This is a genomic window from Streptomyces sp. SGAir0957 (genome assembly GCF_043523415.1).
The window spans coordinates 6,688,988-6,714,271 of the sequence record NZ_CP027293.1; the positions used below are offsets into that span (position 1 = coordinate 6,688,988).

Genomic DNA, 25,284 nt, shown 5'->3' on the forward strand with positions numbered 1-25,284 from the left:
CCCTTCTTCAGCTGGTGACGATGTGCAGGTGGGACAGGACCCAGGCGTTGAACCGCGCGGGCCGTTCCTGGTTGGCCAGGTGACCGGCGTCCTTGACGATCACGAAGGCGGTCCTGTGCAGGCCACCGGCGAGGACCTGGGAGGCCTCGACGCCGGTGACGGTGTCGCGGTCGCCGCACACGACGAGCGCGGGCGCGGTGACGGCGGACAGTTCGGGGCGCAGGTCGGCGCCCGCCATGGCCTCGGCGGCGTACCCGTAACCGGGCAGCCGGACCGCGCCGGCCATGGTGTCGACGACCCGATCGACGAGCGCGGCCGGGGCCAGGTCCGAGACGAGCCGGGGCCCGCGCCGCTCGGCGAACGTCCGGGGCCCGAGCGCGGCCAGCTCCCCGGCGCGCGCCCGCATCCCGGCCGCCTTCGCCGGGTCCGCGGCGGAACCGGCGCTGGAGTCGGCGAGGATCAGCGAAGCCACCAGTTCCGGGTGGCGGGTGGCGAGCCGGACCGCGATCACACCGCCCCAGGAGACGCCGAGGACGTGGGCGGCGGCCCCGTACGAGCGGATCACGCCTGCGGCGGCGTCGGCGAACCCGTCGAGGTCCAGGGGGCCGTCGGGGTCGGGGGACCGGCCGTACCCGGGGGCGTCCCAGGCGACGACGCGGGCGTGCGCGGCGAGGGCGTCGAGCTGCGGGGCGAACGCCGCCGAGGACGAGCCGATGCCGTGCAGGCACAGGAGCAGCGGTCCGTCCGCACCGGCCTCTTCCAGGTGCACGGCGGTCACAGGATCTGCCCCGTCCGCCCGGCGAGCGCCGCGAGCGACCGCAGCACCGCGTAGGGCACGACCTGGCTCGTCGCCGGGTTCGCGGGGTCGGGCCGGTGCGCCACCTCGAAGCGGTACGCGCCGTGCGGCCCGGATGCCTCGATCACGTGCCGGGTCCGCTCGGCCGCCGGGTCCGCGACGACCCGGACCCGCACAGCGTCCAGGTCGCCGACGGCGAGGGCGACGGAGGCCGCCACGTTCGTCGACTTCGGGAACTTCACCGGCACCTCGCGCGCCGTACCGGTCATGACCTCGACGGGGCCGGTCGCCGCACGCAGCCGGGCCAGGAACTCCGCGTCCATCCACGGCTGTTCGAGGGTGGCGGGCAGTTTCGTCGTGGTGAGCCGGACCTCGTCCAGGGGGCCGAGGGAGCGCACCGCCTGGAGCAGGTCGAGGCCGCCGACCGCGCCGCCGGTGAAGTAGACCCGGCCGGGCCCGGCGGCGAGGAGGCGCTTGGCCAGGTCGTCGTCGGTGAGGGCCCCGGTCGAGGCGACGAGGAGGTCGGTGCCCGCGCCGAGGACGCGCTCGCCCCATTCCCGTACGACACCCTGGCCGGCGGCCTCCACGATCAGGTCGCAGCGCTCGACGGCGTCCTCGAAGGAGACCTGCGGCGCGGGAGCCGCCTCGCCGAGCGGACGGTTGTCGACGACGCACACCAGCTCGGCGCCGGGCACGTCCTGGCGGGCGAGGGCGGTACCGGCGACGCGCCCGATGGCGCCCCAGCCGACGATCCCCACCTTCAGCGGTGTCCTGCTGGTCATACGTGCACCCCTTCCGGCCTGCCGGCCATGTGGCAGCGGATCTCCTTCGACGGCGGGCCGGCCGTCCCCCACAGGTCGGACAGTTCCGGCACGCGCCGCCACACCTTGGCGATCCACCGGTCCTCGACGACCTGCGCGACCTCGGAGGTGTACTCGCAGACGAGCCCGGTCGGGTCGGTGAAGTAGGAGAAGGTGTTGTTGCCGGGGCCGTGCCGCCCGGGGCCCCACTTCGGGACGATTCCGTGGTGCCGAAGCCGTCCCAGGCCGCGCATGAAGTGGTCGACCGAGCTCATCTCGTACGCCACGTGGTTGAGGGAGACCCACTCGGCCTGGTTGAACGCGACGCAGTGGTGGTCGCCGTTGCAGCGCAGGAACGCCATCTGGTGCTCGGACCAGTCGGAGACGCGCAGGCCGAGGACGTCGCGGTAGAAGGCGACGGCGGCGTCGATGTCGGGGGTGTTGAGGACGGTGTGCGTGACACCGACGGGGACGGCTTCGTCGCGCCCGCGCGGGCGGACCGCCCAGGTGTCGGCGGACAGTTCGACGAGGCGGCCCTCGTGGTCGTGGAAGCGCACTCCGTAGCCGCCGCCGACCTGGTCCAGCGGTCCGGGCCCGGCGAGCGGCGTGATGCCGCGCGCTTCGAGACGGCGGGCCGCCTCGTCGATCTCGGCGGGTGTGGCGACGGCGAAGACGAGCCGGCCGAGGCCGGTCCGCCCGGAGCGGGTCAGCTGGAGGGCGTGGTGCTCGTCGCCGGTGCCGCGCAGCCAGCTCGCGCTGTGCTCGGACTCGACGACCTCCAGGCCCCAGGCGTCCTCGTAGAAGTCGGTGGCCTCGGCGAAGGCGGGGGTGAGCAGTTCCACGGAGCGCAGGGCGCGCAACCGGGCGATCGGGGGGTGGGGCATGGGGGACTCCGGTGAGATGGAAGGGTCACTCGGCCCAGGGCAGCGGGGCGTCGGAGGTGGACCAGTACAGGGACTTCTGGCGTTGGCAGGCGCGCAGGGCGTCGCGCCCCTTCTCCGTGCCGAGGCCGCTCTCCTTCACCCCGCTGAACGGGGTGGAGGCGCTGAACTGCTTGTACGTGTTGATCCAGACGGTGCCCGCGTCGATCCGGCGGGCAAGGCGCCATGCGGCACGGTGGTCGCGGGTCCAGATTCCGCAGGCGAGCCCGTACACCGAGTCGTTGGCCTGGCGGACCAGATCGTCCTCGTCGTCGTAGGGGAGGGTGACCAGGACGGGGCCGAAGATCTCCTCCTGGCAGGTGCGCGAGGAGTTCGGCAGGCCGGTGAGGACGGTGGGCAGGTAGTACGCGCCGTGCTCGTACCCGGGGCCCTCGGGCGCGGCGCCGCCGCACAGCACCTCGGCGCCTTCGGAGCGGGCCAGGTCCACGTACGCGGCGACCGAGTCCCGGTGCTTCACATGGACGAGCGGGCCGACCTGGGTGTCGGGGGCGGTCCCGGGGCCGACCCGCAGCCTGCGCACCCGCGCGACCAGTTCGGTCACGAACGCGTCGTGGATCTCACGGGCGACGAAGAGCCGGGAACCCGCGACGCAGGACTGCCCGCTGGAGGAGAAGATCCCGAACATCACGCCCGCGAGGGCCTGTTCGAGGTCCGCGTCGGCGCGCACGACGGTCGGCGACTTGCCGCCCAGTTCGAGCGAGGCCGGGATCAGCCTGTGCGCGGCGATCGCCGCGATGGACCGGCCGGTCTCCGTGCCGCCCGTGAACCCGATCCGGCCGACCAGCGGATGCCGGACGACGGCGTCACCGACCACCCGGCCGCTGCCGGGCAGGACGGACAACAGAGCGGTGGGCAGGTCGTGTTCGGTGAGCGCCCGCGTGATGAGCCGGCCGAGCGCGAGGGAGACGAGCGGGGTCCAGGCGGCGGGTTTCAGCAGGACCGCGTTGCCTGCCGCGAGGGCCGGCGCGATCTTCTGCGCGTCGCTGGCGACCGGCGAGTTCCACGGATTGATCGCGCCGACGACGCCGATCGGCTCGTGCACGCTCATCGTGACGTACGGGCCCCGCGAGGGGGTGAGAGCCTCCTCGGCGGTCTCCAGGGCGGCGGCCAGGTAGCGGAACGTGCCGGCCGCGCTGAGCGCGAGGGCCTTCGTCTCGGCGAGCGTCTTGCCGGTGTCGGCGGTCTGCGTCGCCGCGAGGTCGTCGGCGGCCTCCTCGGTCAACTCGGCGATGCGGTGCAGGAGTCGGGCCCGCTGATGGGGGAGCAGGTCGCGCCAGGCCGGGTCGACGGCGGCGCGCGCCGCCGCCCGCGCCGCCTCGTCCACGTCGTCGGCGGACGCGGCGCGCAGGGTGGCGAGCACCTCCCCGGTGGCCGGGTCGACGGTGTCGAAGGGCTCACCGCCGCCGCGACGCCACCGGCCCGCGACGAGGATCTCGGCAGGGATCTTGGACACGGCGGCCTCCGAACGGTGATCGGTGAAGTGCTAGAAAGCTAAGCGCTTAAATGTTTTCCCGCAAGACCCCCTGTGGCGACAGTCGTTGTTCATATGGCTAAGCGCCTAACCATTGACCACTTAGGTGTCTGCTCCTACTGTCGGCGGAACTCCTCTGTTCGCGTGTTCGCGGAAGGACCCCTCCATGACGACTGTGGCCGGTAAACAGGGCCTCGGCTCGATCGCAGCCAGGCTCGAACGGCTGCCGCACTCCCGCTGGCACGTCAAGGTCCGCTTCCTGATCGGAGCCGTGACCTTCTTCGAGGCCTTCGACCAGCTCCTCGCCGCCTCCGCCCTGCCGGTCCTGACCGAGGACTGGCACCTGTCCACCGGCCAGGCCACCTTCGCCGTCACCACCGCCTCCGTCGGCATGCTGATCGGAGCCCTGGTCGCGGGCTGGCTCGGCGACCGGATCGGCCGGGTGCGGACCGTCGCCCTCGGCGTGGCGACCACGGGCGTGGCCAGTCTCGCCGTCGCGCTGGCCAACGGGATCGAGCTCTTCTCCCTCTTCCGGTTCGTCCAGGGCCTCGGCATTGGCGGCGTCGTCCCCGTCGCGGCCACGTACATCAACGAGATCGCCCGCTCCGACAAGCGCGGCCGCTTCGTCCTGCTGTACGAGATGATCTTCCCGGCCGGGCTCGCGGCAGCCAGCCTCGTCGCCGTGTGGGTCGTGCCGAACCTCGGATGGCGCGCGATGTTCGTGATCGGCGCGCTGCCGGTCGTCGTCGCGGCGCTGCTGCCCAAACACGTCGCCGAGTCGCCCCGCTGGCTGCTCACCCAGGGCCGCGACGAGGAGGCCGAGCGGGTCATCGCGCGGATCGAGGCGGAGGTCGAGAAGGCGGTCGGCGAACCGCTGCCCCAGCCGTCCGGCGCCCCGGCGGAAGAAGTGGTGCGGGGACGGCTCCGCGACCTGTTCACCGGCCGCTACCTGCGCCGCACCACCGTCCTGTCCGCCCTGTGGTTCGTCGCGTACTACGTCAACCACGGCATCTCGACCTGGCTGCCCTCGCTCTACACCAAGAACTTCGGCCTCGACCTGACCACGGCGCTCGTCTACACCCTGCTCAGCAATGTCACCGGGCTCATCGGCACCTTCGCCGTCGCGCTCGTCATCGACCGGATAGGCCGCCGCCCCGCCCTCGTCGCCGCGCTCGCCGGCACCGCGCTCGCCCTCGGCACGCTCGCCCTCGCCGGCGTCACCTCCGGGCTCCAGGTCGCCGTCTTCGCCTCCTGCACGACCTTCTTCGTCTACGCCATCAACGCGGGCCTCTACCTCTACTCCCCGGAGCTGTACCCGACGTCCAACCGGGCCAGGGGCGCCGCGTTCGGCGGCCTGTGGAACCGGCTCGGCGTCATCCTCGGCCCCATCACGGTCGGCGCCGTCCTCGGCTCGGGCGGCAGCCTCAGCCTCGTCTTCGCCCAACTGGCATGCGTGGCGGGCGCGGGTGCCGTGATCGCCCTGTTCGCCGTCGAGACGAAGGGGCGCACGCTGGAGGAGCTGAACGCCTGAGCGGGGGCCCGCCCCACGCCATCGCTTGAGGGGTAGAATTTTCAGGGGCGTACGAATTCCGGCGCCCACCCGGCAAGCGGTGCGAGGGGCGGGCATGGCCGAGCGGAAGGCGACACGGCAGGACGCCGTGGCACAGATCGTGGCGGACTGGGCGCGCGAGCGGCCCGAACTCGACACCGCCCCGCTCGAAGTCCTCGCCCGGCTGCACCGCTCGTTCCTGCGCTACAACACCAAGCTCAACGCGTCGATCGAGCGGCACGGCCTGTCCGTCGCCGGGTTCGACGTCCTCACCGCGCTGCGCCGCTCGGGCGCGCCGTTCCGGCTCACCGCCGGACAGCTCGCCGACTCCGGACTCGTCTCCTCCGCCGGGGTCACCCTGCGCATGGACCGCCTGGAGAAGGACGGCCTCATCGTGCGCGAGCGCGACGCCGAGGACCGGCGCGTCGTCTACTCCCGGCTCACCGACGCGGGGCTCGCCAAGGTCGACGAGGTCTTCGCCGAGCACCTCGACAACGAGGGGCGGATGCTCGCCGGACTCTCCCCGTCCGAGCGCCGCCAACTCGCCCGGCTGCTCGGCAAGCTGGAGCGCTCCATCGTCGACTCGGACGCGGCGGAGTAGGGGCGGGCGGCGCTACGCCCACAGGGCGGTCGGCGCCTCCGCGCGCACCACCGGCGCGATCTCCTCCGCGAACCGCTGCAACGTCTCGATCTGCTCGCTCACGCCCTGCCCGAACGTGTCCACGGTGACGGACTGCAGATCGTGCCGGTACACCTCGTGGTAGCCGAGGATCTTGTCGATGATCTGCTGCGGCGAGCCGATCAGCTGCGGCCCGTCCGCGATGGCGTCCTCGATGGTGCGGAACGGCGTGTTGTAGCCCGCCTTCCCCGCCAGATGCGGCTTGAAGGACTGGGCGACCTTCGCCTCGTACAGCTCCTTGTACCGTGCCACGGCCTGCTCGTGCGTGTCCGCGATGAGCAGCCCGCCCGAACCCGCCGCCACGTGCGCCCGCGCCGGGTCGTGCCCGTACGCCGCGAACCGCTCCCGGTAGTGGTCGATGAGGCGCGCGTACGCCGCCCGCGGCTGGATCGCGTTCGCCGTGAACAGCGGATCGCCGTGCCTGGCCGCGAGATCGGGGGAGTTGAGGGACGTCGCCGAGCCGTGCCAGATGCGGGGGAGCCCCGCGTACGGACGCGGCACCGTCGTCACCCCCTTCAGGGCGGGCCGGAACTCGCCGTCCCAGTCGACGCCCTCCTCCGTCCACAGGCGGCGCAGCAGCTCGTACTTCTCCTTCTGCAGGTCCCACTGGCGCGCCTCGTCCAGGCCGAACAGGTCGAAGTGGCCGGCCTCCGCGCCCTTGCCGATCACCAGCTCCACGCGGCCGCGCGAGAGCTGGTCGAGCGTCGCGTAGTCCTCCGCGACCCGCACCGGGTCCAGGATCGCCACGACCGTGACGCCGGTGAGCAGCCTGATCCGGGTCGTGCGCGCCGCAAGGGCGCCGAGGATCACGGTCGGGCTCGACGACAGGAAGGGGCCCGCGTGCCGCTCGCCGACCGCGTACGCGTCGTAGCCGTACCGCTCCGCCGCCACGCCGACCTCGACGACCTCGGCCAACCGGTCCGCCGCCGACGGGAGTTCACCGGTCAGCGGGTGCGGGGCGTGGCCGATGATGGACAGGACCTGGAATCTCATGGCTCAACTGTCGCCCGCGCGTATTGCTGACGTATGTCGGCCGCATGGCGGCGCCAGGGGACGGGTAAGGGGCGGCCCACCATAGGAGCCGCCCCTTACATGTACAGCCGGGCTACTTCTTGTCGAGCATGTCCTGCACCTTGCCCCGCACCTCGTCCGTGGCGAGGCCGCGGATCGTCAGCGTGGTGCGGCGGCGCAGCACGTCGTCGGGGGTCTCGGCCCACTCGTGGTCGCGGGCGTAGGCGACCTGCGCCCAGATCTCCGGGGCGTCGGGGTGGACCCGCTCGCCGAGGTCCGGGTTCTCGTTGGCCAGGCGCGCGATGTCGAAGGCCAGCGAACCGTAGTGGGTCGCCAGGTGCTTGGCGGTGTCGGGCGCCATGCGCGGGCCCGGCTCCGGGTTGTCGATGAGGAGGCGGTGCGCGACGGCGCGCGGGTTGGCGACACCGGGGAGCGGCATCCGCTTCGGCAGCTCGCCGATGGGCTCGAAGTCGTTGCCGAGCGGGTGTCCCGGAAGCGACTCCAGCTTCTTCATCACCGTACGGCCGATGTGGCGGAACGTCGTCCACTTGCCGCCCGCGACGGACAGCATGCCCGCCCGGCCCTCGGTGACGACCGTCTCGCGCTTGGCCTTCGACGTGTCGCCGGGGCCGCCCGGCAGCACGCGCAGACCGGCGAACGAGTAGGTGATGAGGTCCCGATTCAGCTGCTGGTCGCGGACGGAGAAGGCGGCCTCGTCCAGGATCTGGTCGATGTCCTTCTCGTTGACCGCGACGTCCGCCGGGTCGCCCTCGTACTCCTCGTCGGTCGTCCCGAGCAGCAGCATGTCCTCCCAGGGGAGGGCGAACGTGATGCGGTACTTGTCGATCGGAGTGGCCAGCGCGGCCTTCCACTGCGAGGTCCGCTTCAGGACCAGGTGCGCGCCCTTGGACAGGCGGATCGACGGGGCCGCGTCGGGGTCCTCCATCTTGCGGAGGTGGTCGACCCACGGGCCCGTCGCGTTGAGCACGAGCCGGGCGTTGACGCCGAACTCGTCGCCGCTCGTGCGGTCCTTCAGCTCGGCGCCCGTCACCTTGCCCTTGGTGAAGCGCAGCCCTGTGACCTCGGCATGGTTGAGGACGACGGCGCCCGCGTCGACGGCGGCGCGGACCGTCATCAGCGCCATCCGCGCGTCGTTCATCTGGTCGTCGCCGTACACGGCCACGGCCTTCAGGTTCTCGGTGCGCAGCTCGGGCACGTCCTGCTGCGCCTTGGCGGGGGAGAGCAGATGCCCGACGCCGTCGCCGAACGCCGACAGGGCGCTGTACGCGAAGACGCCCGCGCCCAGCTTGGCCGCGCCGTGCGGGCCGCCCTTGTAGACGGGCAGGTAGAAGGTGAGGGGGTTGGCGAGGTGCGGCGCCACGTTCTTGGACACCGCGCGACGCTCGAAGTGGTTCTCCGCGACGAGCTTGACCGCGCCGGTCTGCAGGTAGCGCAGACCGCCGTGGAGCAGCTTCGAGGAGGCGGAGGACGTGGCACCGGCGAAGTCACCGGCGTCGACCAGGGCCACCCTGAGACCGGACTGCGCGGCGTGCCAGGCGGTGGAGATGCCCAGGATGCCGCCGCCGATCACCAGGAGGTCGTACGTCGCCTTGGAAAGCTGCTCGCGGGTCTCGGCGCGGCTCGGGTTGGAGCCGGCGGCCGGGTGCGTTCCGAGGGCAGGCACGGTCTGCAGGGTGGTCTTGGTAGTCATGGTGGGGTGTTACTCCTCGACAGAGCTGTCTTCGAGCCAGCCCATGGACCGCTGCACGGCCTTGAGCCAGCTCTTGTACTCACGGTCGCGGGTGGCCGCGTCCATGCGGGGGGTCCATTCGGCGGCGCGGCGCCAGTTGGCGCGCAGGTCGTCGGTGGAGGACCAGAAGCCGACGGCGAGACCGGCGGCGTAGGCGGCGCCGAGGCAGGTCGTCTCGGCGACCATCGGGCGCACCACGGGCGCGTCCAGGAAGTCCGAGAGGGTCTGCATCAGCAGGTTGTTGGAGGTCATGCCGCCGTCGACCTTGAGGGCCGTGAGCTCGACGCCGGAGTCCTTGGTCATGGCGTCGCTGATCTCACGGGTCTGCCAGGCCGTGGCCTCCAGGACGGCGCGCGCGATGTGCGCCTTGGTGACGTACCGGGTCAGGCCGGTGATCACACCGCGGGCGTCGGGGCGCCAGTACGGGGCGAACAGTCCGGAGAAGGCCGGTACGAAGTAGGCGCCGCCGTTGTCCTCGACCGACGACGCGAGCGTCTCGATCTCGGCGGCGGACTTGATGAGGCCCATCTGGTCGCGCATCCACTGCACCAGCGAACCGGTGACCGCGATGGAGCCCTCCAGGGCGTAGACCGGCTTCTGGTCGCCGATCTGGTAGCCGACGGTCGTCAGCAGCCCGGAGTAGGAGTTGATGGCCTTGTCACCGGTGTTGATCAGCATGAAGGTGCCGGTGCCGTACGTGGACTTGGCCTCGCCCTCGGCGAAACACGTCTGGCCGAACAGGGCGGCCTGCTGGTCGCCGAGCGCGGAGGCGACGGGGATGCCGCCGAGGAGGTCGCCGAGCTTGCCGCCGGTGACCTCGCCGTAGACCTCGGCGGAGGAGCGGATCTCGGGCAGCATGTTCGCCGGCACGCCGATGGAGGAGCAGATGCGCTCGTCCCACTCCATCTTGTGCAGGTTCATCAGCATGGTGCGGGAGGCGTTGGTGACGTCGGTGACGTGCTTGCCGCCGTCGACACCGCCGGTCAGGTTCCAGATGACCCAGCTGTCCATCGTGCCGAAGAGGATGTCCCCGGCCTCGGCGCGCTCGCGCAGGCCCTCGACGTTGTCGAGCAGCCAGCGGGCCTTGGGCCCGGCGAAGTACGAGGCGAGCGGCAGGCCCGTCTCGCGGCGGAAGCGGTCCTGGCCGACATTGCGGCCCAGCTCGCGGCAGAGGGCGTCGGTGCGGGTGTCCTGCCAGACGATGGCGTTGTGGACGGGCTCACCGGTGTTCTTGTCCCAGAGCAGCGTCGTCTCGCGCTGGTTGGTGATGCCGATGGCCTTGATGTCGTCGCGGGTGATGCCGGCCTTCTTGACGGCGCCGGCGACGACCTCCTGGACGTTGGCCCAGATCTCGTTGGCGTCGTGCTCGACCCAGCCCGGCTTCGGGAAGATCTGCTCGTGCTCCTTCTGGTCGACCGAGACGATCCGGCCGTCCTTGTCGAACACGATGCAGCGGCTGGACGTGGTGCCCTGGTCGATCGCCGCGATGAAGGGGCCTGCGGTGTGTGCGTCGCTCACGGGGTGCTCCTGAGAAAAGTCTTGGTGCTCGGGCGGGTTCGCGCGGACTCGGTCGGACCGGGGGCCTACTTGAACGCCACGTTGTAGAGGCCACCGGCTATGGCGCCGCCGATCAGCGGACCCGCGATCGGGATCCAGGCGTACGACCAGTCGGAACCGCCCTTGTTGGGCAGCGGAAGCAGCGCGTGCACGATGCGCGGGCCGAGGTCACGGACCGGGTTGATCGCGTACCCCGTGGGGCCGCCGAGCGAGAGACCGATGCCGACCACGACGAGCGCGGTGATCAGGGCGCCGAGGGTGCCCAGGCCGTTGCCGCCGTCGTTCAGGCCCTGCGTGAGGATGGCGAGGACGAGCACGACCGTCGCGATGATCTCCGTGATCAGGTTCTGCACGCCGTTCCGGATCTCCGGGCCGGTCGAGAAGACGCCGAGCACGGGGCCCGCCTTGGGCGCGGACTTCTGGTCGACCAGGCCGTCCTCGTCCGGCTGCGCGGCGAGCACCTCCGGGTCGGTCAGGTGCGCGTGGAACTGGCCGTAGTACGTCGCCCAGACCAGCACGGCGCCGATCATCGCGCCCAGCAGCTGCGAGGCCAGGTAGAGCGGTACGTCGCTCCACTTGGTGCCGCCCTCGATGGCGAGGCCGATGGTCACCGCCGGGTTCAGGTGGGCGCCCGAGACGCCGCCCGCGAGGTAGGCGCCGGTCAGGACCGCGAAGCCCCAACCGAAGGCGATGGCGACCCAGCCGGCCCCGAAAGCCTTCGAGCGCTTGAAAGTGACGGCGGCGCAGACGCCACCGCCCAGCAGGATGAGCACGGCGGTACCTATGGTCTCGCCGATGAAGATGTCGGAGCTGGACACCCGCGACTCCTTTGTCCTTCGTCCAGGGAAACCGAACCCCGGGTCCCTCTCCGGTGGTCCGCGCCCTCCAGTGAGGGCGGTCTCGGCCTGGCCTCGCCACACTCTAACGCGTATTGCCGGTAGGTGTTCGACAATGCCGACCGATGGACGCGAGTTTGCTCTTGGCCTGGTTCGATCGTCAAGGGTTCTGTTATTCAAAGCACGATCGTTATTGATCGAACGTGCCTATCGGTGACGCTGCGGTCATGGGCGGTGCGTGGACGTGCCTCGATGGTCCCGCGCGAAGGTGCAGCCTGCACCTTGAAACGGAAGCGCCCCGTCCGGAGACGGGGCGCGCACGGGGGAGCGGAGCGGCTCAGAAGCGGCTGGCACCCAGGTCGCGGGAGACCGCCCGCGCCGTGTCCCGCACGGCCGCGATCAGCTCCGGGCGCAGGGCGCCCCGGTCGTCGTCCTTGCAGACCCGCTCGACCGCGCCCGTGATACCGACCGCGCCCACCGGCATCCGGTGCCGGTCGTGGATCGGCGCCGCGACCGACGCGACGCCCTCCCAGGTCTCCTCGACGTCCTCGGCGTACCCGCGCGCCCGGGTCAGGTCCAGGACGCCCTCGAACCCCGCCAGGTCGCTCACCGTCCGCGCCGTGAAGTCCTTGCGCTCGGCCTCCATGACCTCGCTGTGCGCCACCGGGTCGTACGCGGACAGCACCTTGCCCAGGGCCGTGGAGTGCAGCGGCTGCATCGCCCCGACCTCCAGGACCTGCCGGCTGTCGTCGGGCCGGAACACGTGGTGCACGATCAGCACGCCCTGCTGGTGCAGCACGCCCAGATAGACGGCCTCGCCGCTGGAGCGGGCCAGATCGTCCGTCCACACCAGGGCGCGGGCCCGCAGCTCGTGCACGTCCAGGTAGCTGTTGCCCAGGCGCAGCAGCTCGGCGCCCAGCTGATAGCGGCCCGATGCCGCGTCCTGCTCCACGAAGCCCTCGGCCTGCAAAGTGCGCAGGATGCCGTGGGCCGTGCCCTTGGCGAGACCGACGGCGGAGGCGATGTCGGAGAGGCCGAGCCGCCGCTCGCCGCCCGCGAGGAGCCGCAGCATCGCCGCGGCTCGTTCGAGCGACTGGATGTTGCGTGCCATCGCAGTCCCTTCCTCCTACGGTTGCTCTGGCGATCCGCGATTTCTCTCGCGACCCGTGTCGCCGGGTGACGTTCGACAATGCTGAACAGTATCGGTCGTTGCCGACCTCCTGCTAATGCGGCGTGAGCCTATTCCCCGCCCCGCCCCCTGTCAGGAGCCGCCGCCGGACAGTCTCCGGCCAGTGTGGCGCGCCCGCCCCGTGCGACATTCCACGCCGTGGACGTCTTCCCCCGCGAACCCTGGTCCCGGCTACCCTGACCGGGTGCGCCTCCAGCAGTGGAGCCGCAAAGCCGACAGCCGTCGCACCTCAGGGAGCACTTTCATGGCCTCGTTGCCGACGCCCGCCACCGAACCCCGCGCCCGCGTGGACGCCCTCCGCGAAGCCCTCGCCACCCGTGTCGTGGTGGCCGACGGCGCCATGGGCACCATGCTGCAGGCCCAGGACCCCACCCTTGAGGACTTCCAGCAGCTGGAGGGCTGCAACGAGATCCTGAACATCACCCGCCCCGACATCGTGCGCTCGGTCCACGCCGCGTACTACGAGGTGGGCGTCGACTGCGTCGAGACCAACACCTTCGGCGCCAACCACGCGGCGCTCGGCGAGTACGACATCGCCGAGCGGGTGCACGAGCTGTCCGAGGCCGGCGCCCGGGTCGCCCGCGAGGTCGCCGACGAGTTCACCGCGAAGACCGGCCAGCAGCGCTGGGTCCTCGGCTCCATGGGACCCGGCACGAAGCTGCCGACCCTCGGCCACGCCCCCTACACGGTCCTGCGCGACGCCTACCAGCGCAACGCCGAAGGGCTGATCGCGGGCGGCGCCGACGCCCTCCTCGTCGAGACGACCCAGGACCTCCTCCAGACGAAGGCGTCGCTCATCGGCGCCCGCCGCGCCCTGGACGCCACCGGCACGAACCTGCCCCTGATCTGCTCGGTCACCGTCGAGACGACCGGCACCATGCTCCTCGGCTCCGAGATCGGCGCGGCCCTCACCGCCCTGGAACCGCTCGGCATCGACATGATCGGCCTGAACTGCGCCACCGGCCCCGCCGAGATGAGCGAGCACCTGCGCTACCTCTCCCGCCACTCCCGCATCCCCGTCTCGGCGATGCCCAACGCGGGCCTCCCGGTCCTCACCAAGGACGGCGCGCACTACCCGCTGACCGCGACCGAGCTGGCGGACGCGCAGGAGACCTTCGTCCGCGAGTACGGCCTCTCCCTGGTCGGCGGCTGCTGCGGCACCACCCCCGAGCACCTGCGCCAGGTCGTCGAGCGCGTGCGCGGCGTGCGGCCCACCCAGCGCGAGCCGCGCCCCGAGCCGGGCGCCGCCTCCCTCTACCAGACCGTCCCCTTCCGCCAGGACACGGCGTACATGGCGATCGGTGAGCGGACGAACGCGAACGGGTCGAAGAAGTTCCGTGAGGCGATGCTGGAGGCCCGCTGGGACGACTGTGTGGAGATGGCGCGGGAGCAGATCCGTGAGGGCGCGCACATGCTCGACCTGTGCGTCGACTACGTGGGCCGGGACGGCGTCGCCGACATGGAGGAGCTGGCCGGCCGCTTCGCCACCGCCTCCACCCTCCCGATCGTGCTGGACTCCACCGAGGTCGACGTGCTGCGCGCGGGCCTGGAAAAGCTCGGCGGCCGCGCGGTCCTGAACTCGGTCAACTACGAGGACGGGGACGGCCCGGACTCCCGCTTCGCGAAGGTCACCCGCCTCGCCCAGGAGCACGGCGCGGCGCTGATCGCGCTGACGATCGACGAGGAGGGCCAGGCCCGCACCGTCGAGCACAAGGTCGCCATCGCCGAACGCCTCATCACCGACCTGACGACGAACTGGGGCATCCAGGAGTCGGACCTCCTCATCGACTGCCTGACCTTCACCATCTGCACCGGTCAGGAAGAGTCCCGGGGCGACGGCATCGCGACGATCGAGGCGATCCGGGAGCTGAAGAAGCGCCACCCGGACGTGCAGACCACGCTCGGCCTGTCCAACATCTCCTTCGGCCTGAACCCGGCCGCCCGGATCGTGCTGAACTCCGTCTTCCTGGACGAGTGCGTCAAGGCGGGCCTGGACTCCGCGATCGTGCACGCCTCGAAGATCCTGCCGATCGCCCGCTTCGACGAGGAGCAGGTGCAGACCGCCCTGGACCTGATCTACGACCGCCGCGCGGAGGGCTACGACCCGCTGCAGAAGCTGATGGCGCTGTTCGAGGGCGCCACCGCCAAGTCCCTCAAGGCCGGCAAGGCCGAGGAGCTGGCCGCGCTGCCGCTGGAGGAGCGCCTCCAGCGCCGCATCATCGACGGGGAGAAGAACGGCCTGGAGGCCGACCTCGACGAGGCGCTGACCACCACCCCGGCCCTGGACATCGTCAACAACACCCTGCTCGCGGGCATGAAGGTGGTCGGCGAGCTGTTCGGCTCCGGGCAGATGCAGCTCCCCTTCGTCCTTCAGTCGGCCGAGGTGATGAAGAACGCGGTGGCCTATCTGGAGCCGCACATGGAGAAGTCCGACTCCGAGGGCAAGGGCACCATCGTCCTGGCCACCGTGCGCGGCGACGTGCACGACATCGGCAAGAACCTCGTCGACATCATCCTGTCCAACAACGGCTACAACGTCGTCAACCTGGGCATCAAGCAGCCCGTCTCCGCGATCCTGGAAGCCGCCGAGGAACACAAGGCCGACGTCATCGGCATGTCGGGCCTCCTCGTCAAATCCACCGTGATCATGAAGGAGAACCTGCAAGAGCTCAACCAGCGCAAGATGGCCGCCGACTACCCCGTCATCCTCGGCGGCGCCGCCCTCACCCGCGCCTACGTCGAACAAGACCTCCACGAGATCTACGAGGGCGAGGTCCGCTACGCCCGCGACGCCTTCGAGGGCCTGCGCCTGATGGACGCGTTGATCGCGGTCAAGCGCGGCGTCCCCGGCGCCACCCTCCCTGAGCTGCGCCAGCGCCGGGTCAAGGCCACCGACGTACCGGTCGCGGAGCAGCCCGACGAGGGCCCCGCCCGCTCCGACGTCGCCACCGACAACCCCATCCCCACCCCGCCCTTCCAGGGCACCCGCGTCATCAAGGGCATCCAGCTCAAGGAGTACGCCTCCTGGCTCGACGAAGGCGCCCTCTTCAAGGGCCAGTGGGGCCTGAAGCAGGCCCGCACCGGCGACGGGCCCACCTACGAGGAGCTCGTGGAGACCGAGGGCCGCCCGCGCCTGCGCGGCTGGCTCGACGAGCTGCACACCAAGAACATGCTGGAGGCGGCCGTCGTCTACGGCTACTTCCCCTGCGTGTCCAAGGGCGACGACCTGATCATCCTCGACGACGAGGGCAACGAGCGGACCCGCTTCACCTTCCCGCGCCAGCGCCGCGGCCGCCGCCTCTGCCTCGCCGACTTCTTCCGCCCGGAGGAGTCGGGGGAGACGGACGTCGTCGGGCTCCAGGTCGTCACCGTCGGCTCGAAGATCGGCGAGGCCACCGCCGAACTCTTCGCCTCCGACTCCTACCGGGACTACCTCGAACTCCACGGCCTCTCCGTCCAGTTGGCGGAGGCGCTCGCCGAGTACTGGCACGCCCGCGTCCGCTCCGAGCTGGGCTTCGCCGGCGAGGACCCCGCCGAGATGGAGGACATGTTCGCCCTGAAGTACCGGGGCGCCCGCTTCTCCCTCGGCTACGGCGCCTGCCCCAACCTGGAGGACCGCGCAAAGATCGCCGACCTGCTCCGGCCCGAGCGGATCGGCGTCCACCTCTCCGAGGAGTTCCAGCTCCACCCCGAGCAGTCCACCGACGCCATCGTCATCCACCACCCCGAGGCGAAGTACTTCAACGCCCGCTAGGAAGCGCGATACAACGCGCGGAAATCATCGCCGTCGTACACTGGTCGGTCCAGCACAGGCCGGTCGCCCTCCCGCTCAGGGAGGGGGACCGGCCTTCTCGTCCCTCATGGAGGTGTACTCGGATGACCAGTACGGTCCCCGCACTCGGTACCCGAACGGCCGAAGGCTCCACGCTGCAGGCCGTGCTCCTCGACATGGACGGAACACTCGTCGACACCGAGGGATTCTGGTGGGACGCCGAGAGCGCCGTCTTCGAGGCGCTCGGCCACACCCTCGACCCCGCCTGGAAGAAGGTCGTGGTCGGCGGCCCCATGACCCGCAGCGCGGGCTTCCTCATCGAGGCGACCGGAGCCGACATCACCATCCCCGAGATGACCGTCCTGCTCAACGACGCCTTCGAACGCCGCATCAGCCAGTCCCTGCCGCTCATGCCGGGGGCCGCGAGACTCCTCGGGGAACTGGCGGCCCACCAGGTCCCCACCGCGCTCGTCTCCGCCTCGCACCGGCGCATCATCGACCGCGTCCTGCACTCCCTCGGCGCCCGCCACTTCCGCCTCACCGTCGCGGGGGACGAGGTCAGCCGGACCAAGCCGCACCCCGACCCGTATCTGCTCGCGGCGAGCGGCCTCGGCGCCGAGCCCGCCCGCTGCGCCGTCATCGAGGACACCGCCACCGGCGTCGCCGCCGCCGAGGCCGCGGGCTGCCACGTCGTCGCCGTCCCGTCCGTCGCCCCGATCGAGCCCGCCCACCGGCGCACCGTCGTGCCCTCGCTCGAACACGTCAACCTGCCTTTCCTGCATGGCCTGATGACGCCCTGAACTCTCCCGAGTGGCCGAATCACCGCCCCCGCCCACCCGGTTGAACCTGTGACCTTTCCCACTCGGCGGGGGCTCGACAGGTACGCCGCGCCGTGCTGCGCGCCCGCCACGCGCCCTACCGGACGAGACCTTGTGTCCCGATTGATGAGCCCCTGCGCGAAACCTTCCCCCTAACGTGTTTTCGGTGCGTCCACGCCTGATTCCGCAGCGTGATGGGGGCCCCTCCGAAGCACCCGTGAGCCCTCACGGCGGGCCCGGTTAATGTCGTCGCGAGAACCTCGTCACAACCCTCCCGTGTCCCGCGCACACCACCCCTGTTACGCCCCACGGGATCGACAGCTCTGGAGAACTTCGAGCATGAACCGCAAGACCTTGGTGCTGCCGGCAGTCGTCGGTCTGCTGGCTCCCGTGCTTGCCGCCTGCGGGGGGTCCGACGGCGGGGGCAAGGGCGGCGACGCCATCTCCGTGGGCACCACCGACCGGTTCGTGGCGTCGAAGGCGGTCCCCGCCCCGTTCGACCCCGCCTACGCCTACGACGTCGGCTCGTGGAACGTGCTGCGCCAGACCGTGCAGACCCTCATGACGATGCCCCGCAGCGGCAGCGGCGACCCGGTCCCCGAGGCCGCCGAGAGCTGCATCTTCAGCGACAACGGCAGCGAGCGGTACGTCTGCACCCTGCGCAAGGACCTGAAGTTCGCGAGCGGCGACCCGATCACCGCCGCCGACGTGAAGTACTCCATCGACCGGGTCCGCACCATCAAGGCCGACTCCATGGTGTACGGCCTGCTCTCCACGATCGACACGATCGAGACGCAGGGCACCCGCAAGGTGATCTTCCACCTCAACACCCCGGACGCCACCTTCCCGTACAAGCTGGCCACGCCCACCGCCGGCATCGTCAACCCCGACGACTACGCGAAGAACGCGCTGCGCAACGGCTTCGAGGTGGACGGCTCCGGCCCGTACACGCTGCAGGCCGAGGTCAAGGACAACGCGGTCGTCAAGACCGTCTTCACCAAGAACCCCAACTACCAGGGCCAGTTGCAGCCGAAGAACGACAAGGTCGAACTGGTCTCCTTCGACGGCGCCGACGCCATGGGCAAGGCGCTGGAGAAGGGGGACCTCGACGTGATGACGCGCGCCATGTCCCCGGAGCAGATCAACACGTACTCGACCAACCCGCCGAAGAACGTCAACCTGGTCGAGTCGCCCGGCATGGAGATCCGCTTCATCGGCTTCAACACCGCGACGGGCAGCGCCAAGAGCAAGGCCGTCCGCCAGGCCATGGCCCACGTCATCGACCGCGGCGAACTCGTCTCCAAGGTCTACGGCACCACCGCCGAACCGCTGTACTCGCTGGTGCCCGCGGGCATCACCGGCCACCAGAACTCGTTCTTCAACAAGTACGGCGAACCGGACAAGGCGAAGGCCACGGCGGCGCTGAGCCGGGCGAACATCACCACGCCGGTCAAGATGACCCTGCACTACACGACCGACCACTACGGCTCGGCCACCAAGAAGGAGTTCGAGGTCCTCAAGGACCAGCTGAACTCCAGCGGCCTCTTCGACGTCGACGTCAAGGGTGCCCCCTGGGACACCTTCCGCGACGCCGAACTCGACGGCAAGTACGACGTCTACGGCATGGGCTGGTTCCCCGACTTCCCGGACGCGGACAGCTTCCTCGCGCCGTTCCTCGACAAGGACAACACGCTCGGCTCGCCCTACGCCAACAGCACCATCCGCAGCCAGCTGATCCCGGCCGAGCGCCGTGAGGCCGACCGCCTCACCGCGTCCAAGAGCCTCCAGCAGATCCAGAACATCGTCGCCGAGGACGTGCCGACCCTGCCGCTGTGGCAGGGCAAGCAGTACGTCGCCGCCCGTGACGACGTCACCGGCGTGGAGCGGACCCTGTCCTCCTCCGCCGTCCTCCAGCTCTGGGAGCTGGGCCGCGGCATCAGCGAGTAAGCGGACCCCGCGCAACTGGAAAGGCGGCGGCCACCTTTGGGTGACCGCCGCCTTTCTCGTGTGCGTGAACCGCCGCGTACGGGGACGGGCTGATCCGGTGCCGTTCGAGGACAGGGCTGATCCGGCGCCGTACAGGGGCGGGGCTACTGAGCGCCCGGCCGCACCAGACCGCTCTCGTACGCGTACACCGCCGCCTGCACCCGGTCGCGCAGCCCCAACTTCGTCAGCACATGGCCCACATGGGTCTTCACGGTCGTCTCGCTCACGAACAGGTCGGCCGCGATCTCCGCGTTCGACAAGCCGCGCGCCACCAGCTTGAGCACCTCGACCTCGCGCTCCGTCAGCGTGTGCAACGTGTCCGGCACCGGCTCGTCGCCCGACGGCAGATGGTCCGCGTACTTGTCGAGCAGACGGCGCGTGATGCTCGGCGCGAGCATCGCCTCACCGGCGGCGACCACCCGGATCGCCTGCACCAACTCGTTCGCCGGAGCGTCCTTCAGGAGGAAGCCGCTGGCCCCCGCCTTCAACGCCTCCACGACGTACTCGTCGAGGTCGAACGTCGTCAGGACCAGCACCTTCGCCGGGCCGTCCTTGTCGGGTCCTGTGATCTGCCGGGTCGCCTCGACCCCGTCCATCCGCGGCATCCGGATGTCCATGAGCACCACATCGGGCTGCAACGCCCGCACCTGATCGAGAGCCTGCAGGCCGTCTCCGGCCTCGCCGACGACCGCGATGTCCTGCTCGGCCTCCAGAATCATGCGGAAGCCGGTGCGCAGCAGCGGCTGGTCATCGACCAGTAGGACGCGGATGGCCACGAAACTCTCCTTCGCTCGTGCGGCCCATTCTGCCCTGCTAGCTCTCCCGCGACTCGGCCACCCTGATCGGAAGCGGGTACGGCGGCGGGGTCCCCCCGAATTCCGGGCAGAACGCCTGGTGGTCGCACCAGCCGCACAGCTTCGTCTGCCGCGTGCGCCACTCGCCGGTCTCCGTGGCCTCCTTGATCGCGTCCCACAGCGCGTGCAGCTTGCGCTCCACCCGCTCCAGATCGGCGATCACCGGGTCGTACGTCAGCACGTCCCCGCTGCCCAGGTACACGAGCTGCAGCCGCCGCGGCACGACACCCTTCAGCCGCCACACCACCAGGGCGTAGAACTTCATCTGGAACAGCGCGCCCTCGGCGTACTCGGGCCGCGGCGCCTTGCCCGTCTTGTAGTCGACGATGCGGACCTCGCCCGTCGGCGCCACATCGACCCGGTCGATGATGCCGCGCAGCCGCAGCCCCGAATCCAGCTCGGCCTCGACGAACAACTCCCGCTCGGCGGGCTCGAGCCGCGTCGGATCCTCCAGCGTGAACCACCGCTCGACGAGCCGCTCCGCGTCCCCCAGCCAGCGGGCCATCCGCTCGCCCTCGGCGTCCTCGGCGAACAGCTCGCTCAACTCCGGACGCGCCTCGCGGAGCCGGTCCCACTGCCCCGGGATCAGCGCCTTGGCCCGCGGCGCGGTCCGCTCACCGGCCGGCGCGTCGAACAGTCTCTCCAGGACGGCATGGACCAGCGTCCCGCGCGTCGCCGCCTCGCTCGGCTTCTCCGGCAGCTTGTCGATCACCCGGAACCGGTACAACAACGGGCACTGCATGAAATCGCTCGCGCGCGACGGCGAGAGCGACGCCGGCGCGACGGCGACACCCTCTTCACGGCCCGAACCGGTACTGGTCTCCATGTCCCACGACGATACGGCCCGCCACTGACAGTCAGGCACCTGCGCGTCCCCCGGCGTCTTGCGTAGCGTGGCCCCGGGGGAGTCGACGGGGGCCACCGGGCACCGTCCGCATACCATCGACGCCAGAACGTCCCGCCCGGCGGGAAACGCTCGAACGAGGGGACCGAGGGATCACCGTGGACGAGAGCGGGCGGCCGCAGTCCAGCACCGGCGACACGACACGACCTGGGAAGGACGCCCCCCGCCCTTCCCAGGCCCGTCCCCACCCGACCCCCGGGCCCGGCCGCCCGGAGCGGCCCGACTCCACCGGACGGACCGGCGACGGGGAGCGCACGCCTCCCGGCACCGAGGGGACGATGCCACCCGAGGCCGATCCGGGGGCGCCAATGGCGGGCCCGGAAAGCGGCAGCGCGGATGGCTCGCCGCAGGGGGAGCAGCACCGGCCCGGGTCGGTCCCCGGCGGGGCGGCGACACCCGCGCGCGGGGACACGCCGAGCGCCCCCGGCAACCAGCACCCGAGCGGGCAACGCCGCCCAGACGCGGACAGCGAGGACGGGGCGCCGCCCGCCGAGAGCGACGCATCGGTGCCGCCCGCCCACAGCGGTGCGGCTGTGCCCCACACCGACCGCACCCAACCGGTGCCGCCTGACGAGAGCGACGCAGCGGCGCAGCACACCGACCGCACCCAACCGCTACCGCCCGCCCAGAGCAACGACCCGGCACCGTACACCGACCGCGACGTTCCGGTGCCGCCCGCCCAGAGCAACGACCCGGCGCCGCTCACCAAGCCCTGCGAACCCGCACCGCCTGCCCAGGGCAATGAACCCGCACCGCCCGCCCAGAGCAACGAAACTCCCCCCTCACCTGGCCACCCCCACCCCAACCCCCACGACACCCACCCCGACCGCGCCGCCGCCACCTCCGGTAAGCGGAAAGGGCCCGCGCAGCCGCCGGCCAATCCCCGGGGCGGGATTCTCATGGGGCGGCCGTTCGGGGTGCCCGTGTATGTCGCCCCGAGCTGGTTCCTCGTCGCCGCGCTGATCACCTGGGTGTTCGGCGGGCAGCTGGACCGGGTCCTGCCCGAACTCGGGGCCGCCCGCTACCTGGTCTCCTTGTTCTTCGCGGTCGCGTTCTACGCCTCCGTGCTGGTCCACGAGCTGGCCCACACCGTCGCCGCCCTGCGCTTCAAGCTCCCGGTCCGCCGGATCCAGCTGCAGTTCTTCGGCGGCGTCAGCGAGATCGAGAAGGAGTCGGAGACCCCGGGGCGCGAGTTCGTGCTCGCCTTCGTCGGCCCCCTGCTCTCCCTCGTCCTCGCGGGCGTCTTCTACCTGGGCATGATGGCCGTGGAGCCGGGCACCGTCCCGGGCGTGCTGCTCGCGGGCCTGATGGTCTCCAACCTCATCGTCGCCGCGTTCAACCTGCTGCCCGGCCTCCCCCTGGACGGCGGCCGTATGCTCCGCGCCGTCGTCTGGAAGATCACCGGCAAGCCGATGAGCGGCACGATCGCCGCGGCCTGGGTGGGCCGCGCCCTGGCCGTCACCGTCCTCATCGGGCTGCCTCTGCTGACCCAGACCGGCGCCCTCGGCGGGGACGCGGAGGACGTCGGCGGCATGGACACCGTCACCGACGCCCTGCTCGCCGCCATCCTCGCCGCGATCATCTGGACCGGCGCGGGCAACAGCCTCCGCATGGCCCGCCTGCGCGAGCACCTCCCGGAGCTGCGCGCCCGCACGCTCACGCGCCGCGCCGTCCCCGTCGAACCCGCGACCTCCCTCGCGGAGGCGCTGCGCCGGGCCAACGAGTCGGGGGCCCGCGCCCTCGTCGTCGTCGATCCGGACGGCGAGCCCCGCTCCCTCGTCCGGGAGGCCGCCATCGTCGGCGTCCCCGAACACCGCCGCCCCTGGGTCCCGGTCAGCGGCCTCGCCCAGGACCTCACGGACGGCATGAGGGTCTCCGCCGAGCTGGCCGGCGAGGATCTCCTCGACACCCTGCGCGCGACCCCGGCCACCGAGTACCTCGTCGTGGAGAACAACGGCGCGATCTACGGCGTCCTCTCCGCCGCCGACGTCGAACGCGCATTCGTCAAAGCCATGGCCCGCCCCTCCTGACCGCACGGCGACCGGCGTGGTCGGCACCCGCCCCCACGCCCGGTACGCTGGTCACATGTCCGAACCGACCGGTGCCGCCCGCCGACGCGGGCCCTTCAAGGTCGGGGACCAGGTACAGCTGACCGACCCCAAGGGCCGCCACTACACGTTCACGCTCGAGGACGGGAAGAACTTCCACACCCACAAGGGTTCCTTCCCGCACGACGAGCTGATCGGCGCTCCCGAGGGCAGCGTTGTCCGCACCACCGGAAACGTCGCCTACCTCGCGCTGCGCCCCCTGCTCCCCGACTACGTCCTGTCCATGCCCCGCGGCGCCGCCGTGGTCTACCCCAAGGACGCGGGGCAGATCCTGGCCTTCGCCGACATCTTCCCCGGCGCCCGCGTCGTCGAGGCGGGTGTGGGCTCCGGCTCGCTCAGCAGCTTCCTGCTGCGTGCCATCGGCGACGAGGGCATGCTGCACTCGTACGAGCGCCGCGAGGACTTCGCCGAGATCGCCAAGGGCAACGTGGAGCGCTACTTCGGCGGCCCGCACCCCGCCTGGCAGCTCACCGTCGGCGACCTTCAGGACAACCTGACCGACGGCGACGTCGACCGCGTCATCCTCGACATGCTCGCCCCCTGGGAGTGCCTGGACGTCGTCAAGAAGGCGCTCGTCCCCGGCGGCATCCTGTGCTGCTACGTCGCCACGACCACCCAGCTGGCCCGCACCGTCGAGTCCATCCGCGAGATCGGCTGCTTCAACGAGCCGACCTCGTGGGAGTCGATGATCCGCAACTGGCACGTGGAGGGCCTCGCCGTCCGCCCCGACCACCGGATGATCGGCCACACCGGCTTCCTGCTGACCGCCCGCCGCCTCGCGGACGGCGTCGAGCCGCCCATGCGCCGCCGCCGCCCCGCCAAGGGCGCCTACGGCGAGGACTACGACGGACCGAACGCCGACGGCGGCAACCGGGGCCGCTGACCACGGCGAGCCGGCGAGCCACCTCCTGCGAACGCGTCGGCGCCGCCGTCCAGTTCCCCGCCCCGTACGGGAACTCGACGGCGGCGCCGACGCGTTGTCACGGCGAACGAACGCCCCGAGCCGCGCGCGGCGCACTCCGCGTGACAAACGTCCCACCCCGCCGTTCCCCCGGACTGTGACGTATGGCACGATGCTGGCCACTCCCACCGGCACAGCCCTCACAGGAGACAACTTCCTCGTGCAGCAACCCGCCGTCCCGGAACTGGCGCACACCACCACCCGGCCCATCCACTGGCTGGCCACCGCCGCGGCCCTCGCCGCCGTGGTCGCCGCCTCGGGCTTCCTCCAGCCCGGCTCCGCCACCGCGGCCCAGCCCGGGGCCCCGAAGAACCAGGCGGCGCACGCCGCCGGCCCCGCCGTCGCCGCGCCCGATCCGGCCGCGGCCGACTTCCCGCTCAACTGCGGCCCGGTCAAGGTCGTGGTACAGCGCAAGGCCTCCGGCGACCTCGACGGTGACGGCCGGCCCGAGACCGTCGCGGCCGTACGCTGCGACGCGGGCTCCGGTACCCCGCCCAACGGGGTCTATGTCCTCACCCGGTCCGCCGGCGGCAAGCCCCGCGTCGTCGCCACCCTCGTCGACCCGAAGGACCAGTTCACGGTCACGGCCCTCGCCGTACGCGACGGCGCCGTCACCGCCACCCTCGACGGCTACTCCTCCGACGACGTCCCGCGCTACCGCCCCGACGTCCACGACCGCGCCCAATGGCATTGGCGCAACGGGGCGTTCGTCCGCTCCACGCCCGCCAGGGCGAGCAGCGTCTGAGCGGACGCGCACGGACGACCCCACGCGAAGGGCCCCGCCTCGGCGGGGCCCTGCCTGCTAGATGTGACGGCGGTCACACTGTCCGGGTCACTCCGCGTCGGGCCCGTACACCTCGACCCTGTCCGAAACCCGGCGTACGTGGATGCAGTCGCCGGGGCACTCCCGGGCCGACGCCACCACGTCCGTGAGAAGCGGCAGCGGCACGGGCGTTGAGGCCCCCGCGTCCTGCAGCAGCTCGTCGTCCGCGCTCTTCACATACGCGAGGCCGTCGATGTCCAGCTCGAAGACCTCCGGCGCGTACTGGGCGCAGATCCCGTCCCCGGTACACAGGTCCTGGTCGATCCACACCTCCAGCGGAACGCCGCTGTCGGCGGTGGATCCGGCCTCTTGCCGTACGGTCATGTCTCCTGCCGTTTCCTGCGTCGCAGCCCCGGCTAACCCACTTCACAGGAGCAAGTCCGGCCAGGCCTGACGGGTGTTGAACACTTCGACCCTACAACCGCCCGCTTTCCGATGTTGTTGGGTGGGTATTCCACTGGCGTGAGGGAGAGCGCAAG

Annotated in this window: 20 protein-coding genes; 8 read left to right on the top strand and 12 right to left on the bottom strand. The window is 71.2% G+C overall.

Going from position 1 to position 25,284, the window contains the following annotated elements:
* Positions 1-7 precede the first annotated feature (7 nt).
* From C1N81_RS35130 to C1N81_RS35145, 4 genes are read right to left on the bottom strand one after another with little or no spacing between them, the layout of a single operon-like run.
* On the bottom strand, positions 8-778 hold the full coding sequence (locus C1N81_RS35130) for an alpha/beta fold hydrolase (RefSeq protein ID WP_394435356.1): 771 nt from the start codon (positions 776-778) through the stop codon (positions 8-10).
* Entirely contained in the window at positions 775-1,578 is an 804-nt protein-coding gene (locus C1N81_RS35135; protein WP_394435357.1) for an aspartate dehydrogenase domain-containing protein, read from the bottom strand. The genes C1N81_RS35130 and C1N81_RS35135 overlap by 4 nt, the downstream gene beginning before the upstream one ends.
* Entirely contained in the window at positions 1,575-2,480 is a 906-nt protein-coding gene (locus C1N81_RS35140; RefSeq protein ID WP_394435358.1) for a VOC family protein, read from the bottom strand. Before C1N81_RS35140 ends, C1N81_RS35135 begins: the two co-directional genes overlap by 4 nt.
* Before the next feature lie 25 nt (positions 2,481-2,505).
* Entirely contained in the window at positions 2,506-3,990 is a 1,485-nt protein-coding gene (locus tag C1N81_RS35145) for an aldehyde dehydrogenase family protein (RefSeq protein WP_394435360.1), read from the bottom strand.
* 184 nt (positions 3,991-4,174) lie between these two features.
* Here C1N81_RS35145 and C1N81_RS35150 point away from each other — a divergent pair, with 184 nt between their 5' ends.
* Together C1N81_RS35150 and C1N81_RS35155 are read left to right on the top strand one after the other, a co-directional pair.
* Positions 4,175-5,539, top strand: a complete 1,365-nt coding sequence (locus C1N81_RS35150) for an MFS transporter (RefSeq protein WP_394435361.1) — start codon at positions 4,175-4,177, stop codon at positions 5,537-5,539.
* A 94-nt stretch (positions 5,540-5,633) separates the two neighbouring features.
* Positions 5,634-6,158, top strand: coding sequence for a MarR family winged helix-turn-helix transcriptional regulator (locus tag C1N81_RS35155; RefSeq protein ID WP_394435362.1), 525 nt, complete (start codon positions 5,634-5,636; stop codon positions 6,156-6,158).
* 12 nt (positions 6,159-6,170) lie between these two features.
* Here the strand turns inward: C1N81_RS35155 and C1N81_RS35160 are convergent, their stop codons facing one another.
* The 5 genes from C1N81_RS35160 to C1N81_RS35180 form a co-directional block, all read right to left on the bottom strand.
* Positions 6,171-7,229, bottom strand: coding sequence for an LLM class flavin-dependent oxidoreductase (locus C1N81_RS35160; RefSeq protein ID WP_394435364.1), 1,059 nt, complete (start codon positions 7,227-7,229; stop codon positions 6,171-6,173).
* A 112-nt stretch (positions 7,230-7,341) separates the two neighbouring features.
* Positions 7,342-8,958: a glycerol-3-phosphate dehydrogenase/oxidase gene (locus tag C1N81_RS35165; protein ID WP_394435365.1), complete on the bottom strand. Its 1,617-nt coding sequence runs from the start codon at positions 8,956-8,958 to the stop codon at positions 7,342-7,344.
* Positions 8,959-8,967: 9 nt separating this feature from the next.
* The gene (glpK, locus tag C1N81_RS35170; protein ID WP_394435367.1) at positions 8,968-10,515 is read right to left on the bottom strand and encodes a glycerol kinase GlpK; all 1,548 of its coding nucleotides are present in this window, start codon (positions 10,513-10,515) and stop codon (positions 8,968-8,970) included.
* A gap of 65 nt (positions 10,516-10,580) precedes the next feature.
* A complete protein-coding gene (locus tag C1N81_RS35175; RefSeq protein ID WP_394435369.1) occupies positions 10,581-11,372 on the bottom strand; it encodes an MIP/aquaporin family protein in 792 nt (263 codons plus the stop codon).
* A gap of 355 nt (positions 11,373-11,727) precedes the next feature.
* Positions 11,728-12,501, bottom strand: coding sequence for an IclR family transcriptional regulator (locus C1N81_RS35180; RefSeq protein WP_394435370.1), 774 nt, complete (start codon positions 12,499-12,501; stop codon positions 11,728-11,730).
* A gap of 322 nt (positions 12,502-12,823) precedes the next feature.
* Here C1N81_RS35180 and metH point away from each other — a divergent pair, with 322 nt between their 5' ends.
* From metH to C1N81_RS35195, 3 genes are all read left to right on the top strand, one after another.
* A complete protein-coding gene (gene metH / locus C1N81_RS35185) occupies positions 12,824-16,333 on the top strand; it encodes a methionine synthase (protein WP_394435372.1) in 3,510 nt (1,169 codons plus the stop codon).
* 122 nt (positions 16,334-16,455) lie between these two features.
* On the top strand, positions 16,456-17,151 hold the full coding sequence (locus C1N81_RS35190; RefSeq protein ID WP_394435374.1) for an HAD family hydrolase: 696 nt from the start codon (positions 16,456-16,458) through the stop codon (positions 17,149-17,151).
* Positions 17,152-17,508: 357 nt separating this feature from the next.
* Positions 17,509-19,116 carry an ABC transporter substrate-binding protein gene (locus tag C1N81_RS35195; RefSeq protein WP_394435376.1) on the top strand — a complete coding sequence of 536 codons (1,608 nt, stop codon included), beginning with the start codon at positions 17,509-17,511 and terminating at the stop codon, positions 19,114-19,116.
* Between the two features lie 143 nt (positions 19,117-19,259).
* Here the strand turns inward: C1N81_RS35195 and C1N81_RS35200 are convergent, their stop codons facing one another.
* Both C1N81_RS35200 and C1N81_RS35205 read right to left on the bottom strand, forming a co-directional pair.
* Positions 19,260-19,931 (bottom strand): response regulator, encoded by a 672-nt coding sequence (locus tag C1N81_RS35200; protein WP_394435377.1) that lies wholly within the window; start codon positions 19,929-19,931, stop codon positions 19,260-19,262.
* Between the two features lie 37 nt (positions 19,932-19,968).
* Positions 19,969-20,835, bottom strand: coding sequence for a RecB family exonuclease (locus C1N81_RS35205; protein WP_394435379.1), 867 nt, complete (start codon positions 20,833-20,835; stop codon positions 19,969-19,971).
* A gap of 386 nt (positions 20,836-21,221) precedes the next feature.
* Here C1N81_RS35205 and C1N81_RS35210 point away from each other — a divergent pair, with 386 nt between their 5' ends.
* The 3 genes from C1N81_RS35210 to C1N81_RS35220 all read left to right on the top strand — a co-directional run bounded on the left by C1N81_RS35210 (position 21,222) and on the right by C1N81_RS35220 (position 24,727).
* A complete protein-coding gene (locus C1N81_RS35210) occupies positions 21,222-22,943 on the top strand; it encodes a site-2 protease family protein (protein WP_394435380.1) in 1,722 nt (573 codons plus the stop codon).
* A gap of 55 nt (positions 22,944-22,998) precedes the next feature.
* Positions 22,999-23,904 (top strand): tRNA (adenine-N1)-methyltransferase, encoded by a 906-nt coding sequence (locus C1N81_RS35215; RefSeq protein WP_324771665.1) that lies wholly within the window; start codon positions 22,999-23,001, stop codon positions 23,902-23,904.
* 238 nt (positions 23,905-24,142) lie between these two features.
* On the top strand, positions 24,143-24,727 hold the full coding sequence (locus tag C1N81_RS35220) for a hypothetical protein (RefSeq protein ID WP_394435381.1): 585 nt from the start codon (positions 24,143-24,145) through the stop codon (positions 24,725-24,727).
* 87 nt (positions 24,728-24,814) lie between these two features.
* Here C1N81_RS35220 and C1N81_RS35225 read toward each other — a convergent pair whose 3' ends face one another.
* Positions 24,815-25,129, bottom strand: a complete 315-nt coding sequence (locus C1N81_RS35225) for a ferredoxin (protein ID WP_394435383.1) — start codon at positions 25,127-25,129, stop codon at positions 24,815-24,817.
* Positions 25,130-25,284: the final 155 nt, after the last annotated feature.

What these genes read in the sequence shown, in the direction of transcription:
- C1N81_RS35135 (WP_394435357.1), bottom strand. Translation starts at nt 1,578, where the DNA reads ATGACCAGCAGGACACCGCTGAAGGTGGGGATCGTCGGCTGGGGCGCC.
- C1N81_RS35215 (WP_324771665.1), top strand. Translation starts at nt 22,999, where the DNA reads ATGTCCGAACCGACCGGTGCCGCCCGCCGACGCGGGCCCTTCAAGGTC.
- C1N81_RS35210 (WP_394435380.1), top strand. Translation starts at nt 21,222, where the DNA reads ATGGCGGGCCCGGAAAGCGGCAGCGCGGATGGCTCGCCGCAGGGGGAG.
- C1N81_RS35195 (WP_394435376.1), top strand. Translation starts at nt 17,509, where the DNA reads ATGAACCGCAAGACCTTGGTGCTGCCGGCAGTCGTCGGTCTGCTGGCT.
- C1N81_RS35165 (WP_394435365.1), bottom strand. Translation starts at nt 8,958, where the DNA reads ATGACTACCAAGACCACCCTGCAGACCGTGCCTGCCCTCGGAACGCAC.
- C1N81_RS35155 (WP_394435362.1), top strand. Translation starts at nt 5,634, where the DNA reads ATGGCCGAGCGGAAGGCGACACGGCAGGACGCCGTGGCACAGATCGTG.
- C1N81_RS35160 (WP_394435364.1), bottom strand. Translation starts at nt 7,229, where the DNA reads ATGAGATTCCAGGTCCTGTCCATCATCGGCCACGCCCCGCACCCGCTG.
- C1N81_RS35150 (WP_394435361.1), top strand. Translation starts at nt 4,175, where the DNA reads ATGACGACTGTGGCCGGTAAACAGGGCCTCGGCTCGATCGCAGCCAGG.
- C1N81_RS35180 (WP_394435370.1), bottom strand. Translation starts at nt 12,501, where the DNA reads ATGGCACGCAACATCCAGTCGCTCGAACGAGCCGCGGCGATGCTGCGG.
- metH (WP_394435372.1), top strand. Translation starts at nt 12,824, where the DNA reads ATGGCCTCGTTGCCGACGCCCGCCACCGAACCCCGCGCCCGCGTGGAC.
- C1N81_RS35205 (WP_394435379.1), bottom strand. Translation starts at nt 20,835, where the DNA reads ATGGAGACCAGTACCGGTTCGGGCCGTGAAGAGGGTGTCGCCGTCGCG.
- C1N81_RS35190 (WP_394435374.1), top strand. Translation starts at nt 16,456, where the DNA reads ATGACCAGTACGGTCCCCGCACTCGGTACCCGAACGGCCGAAGGCTCC.
- C1N81_RS35140 (WP_394435358.1), bottom strand. Translation starts at nt 2,480, where the DNA reads ATGCCCCACCCCCCGATCGCCCGGTTGCGCGCCCTGCGCTCCGTGGAA.
- C1N81_RS35225 (WP_394435383.1), bottom strand. Translation starts at nt 25,129, where the DNA reads ATGACCGTACGGCAAGAGGCCGGATCCACCGCCGACAGCGGCGTTCCG.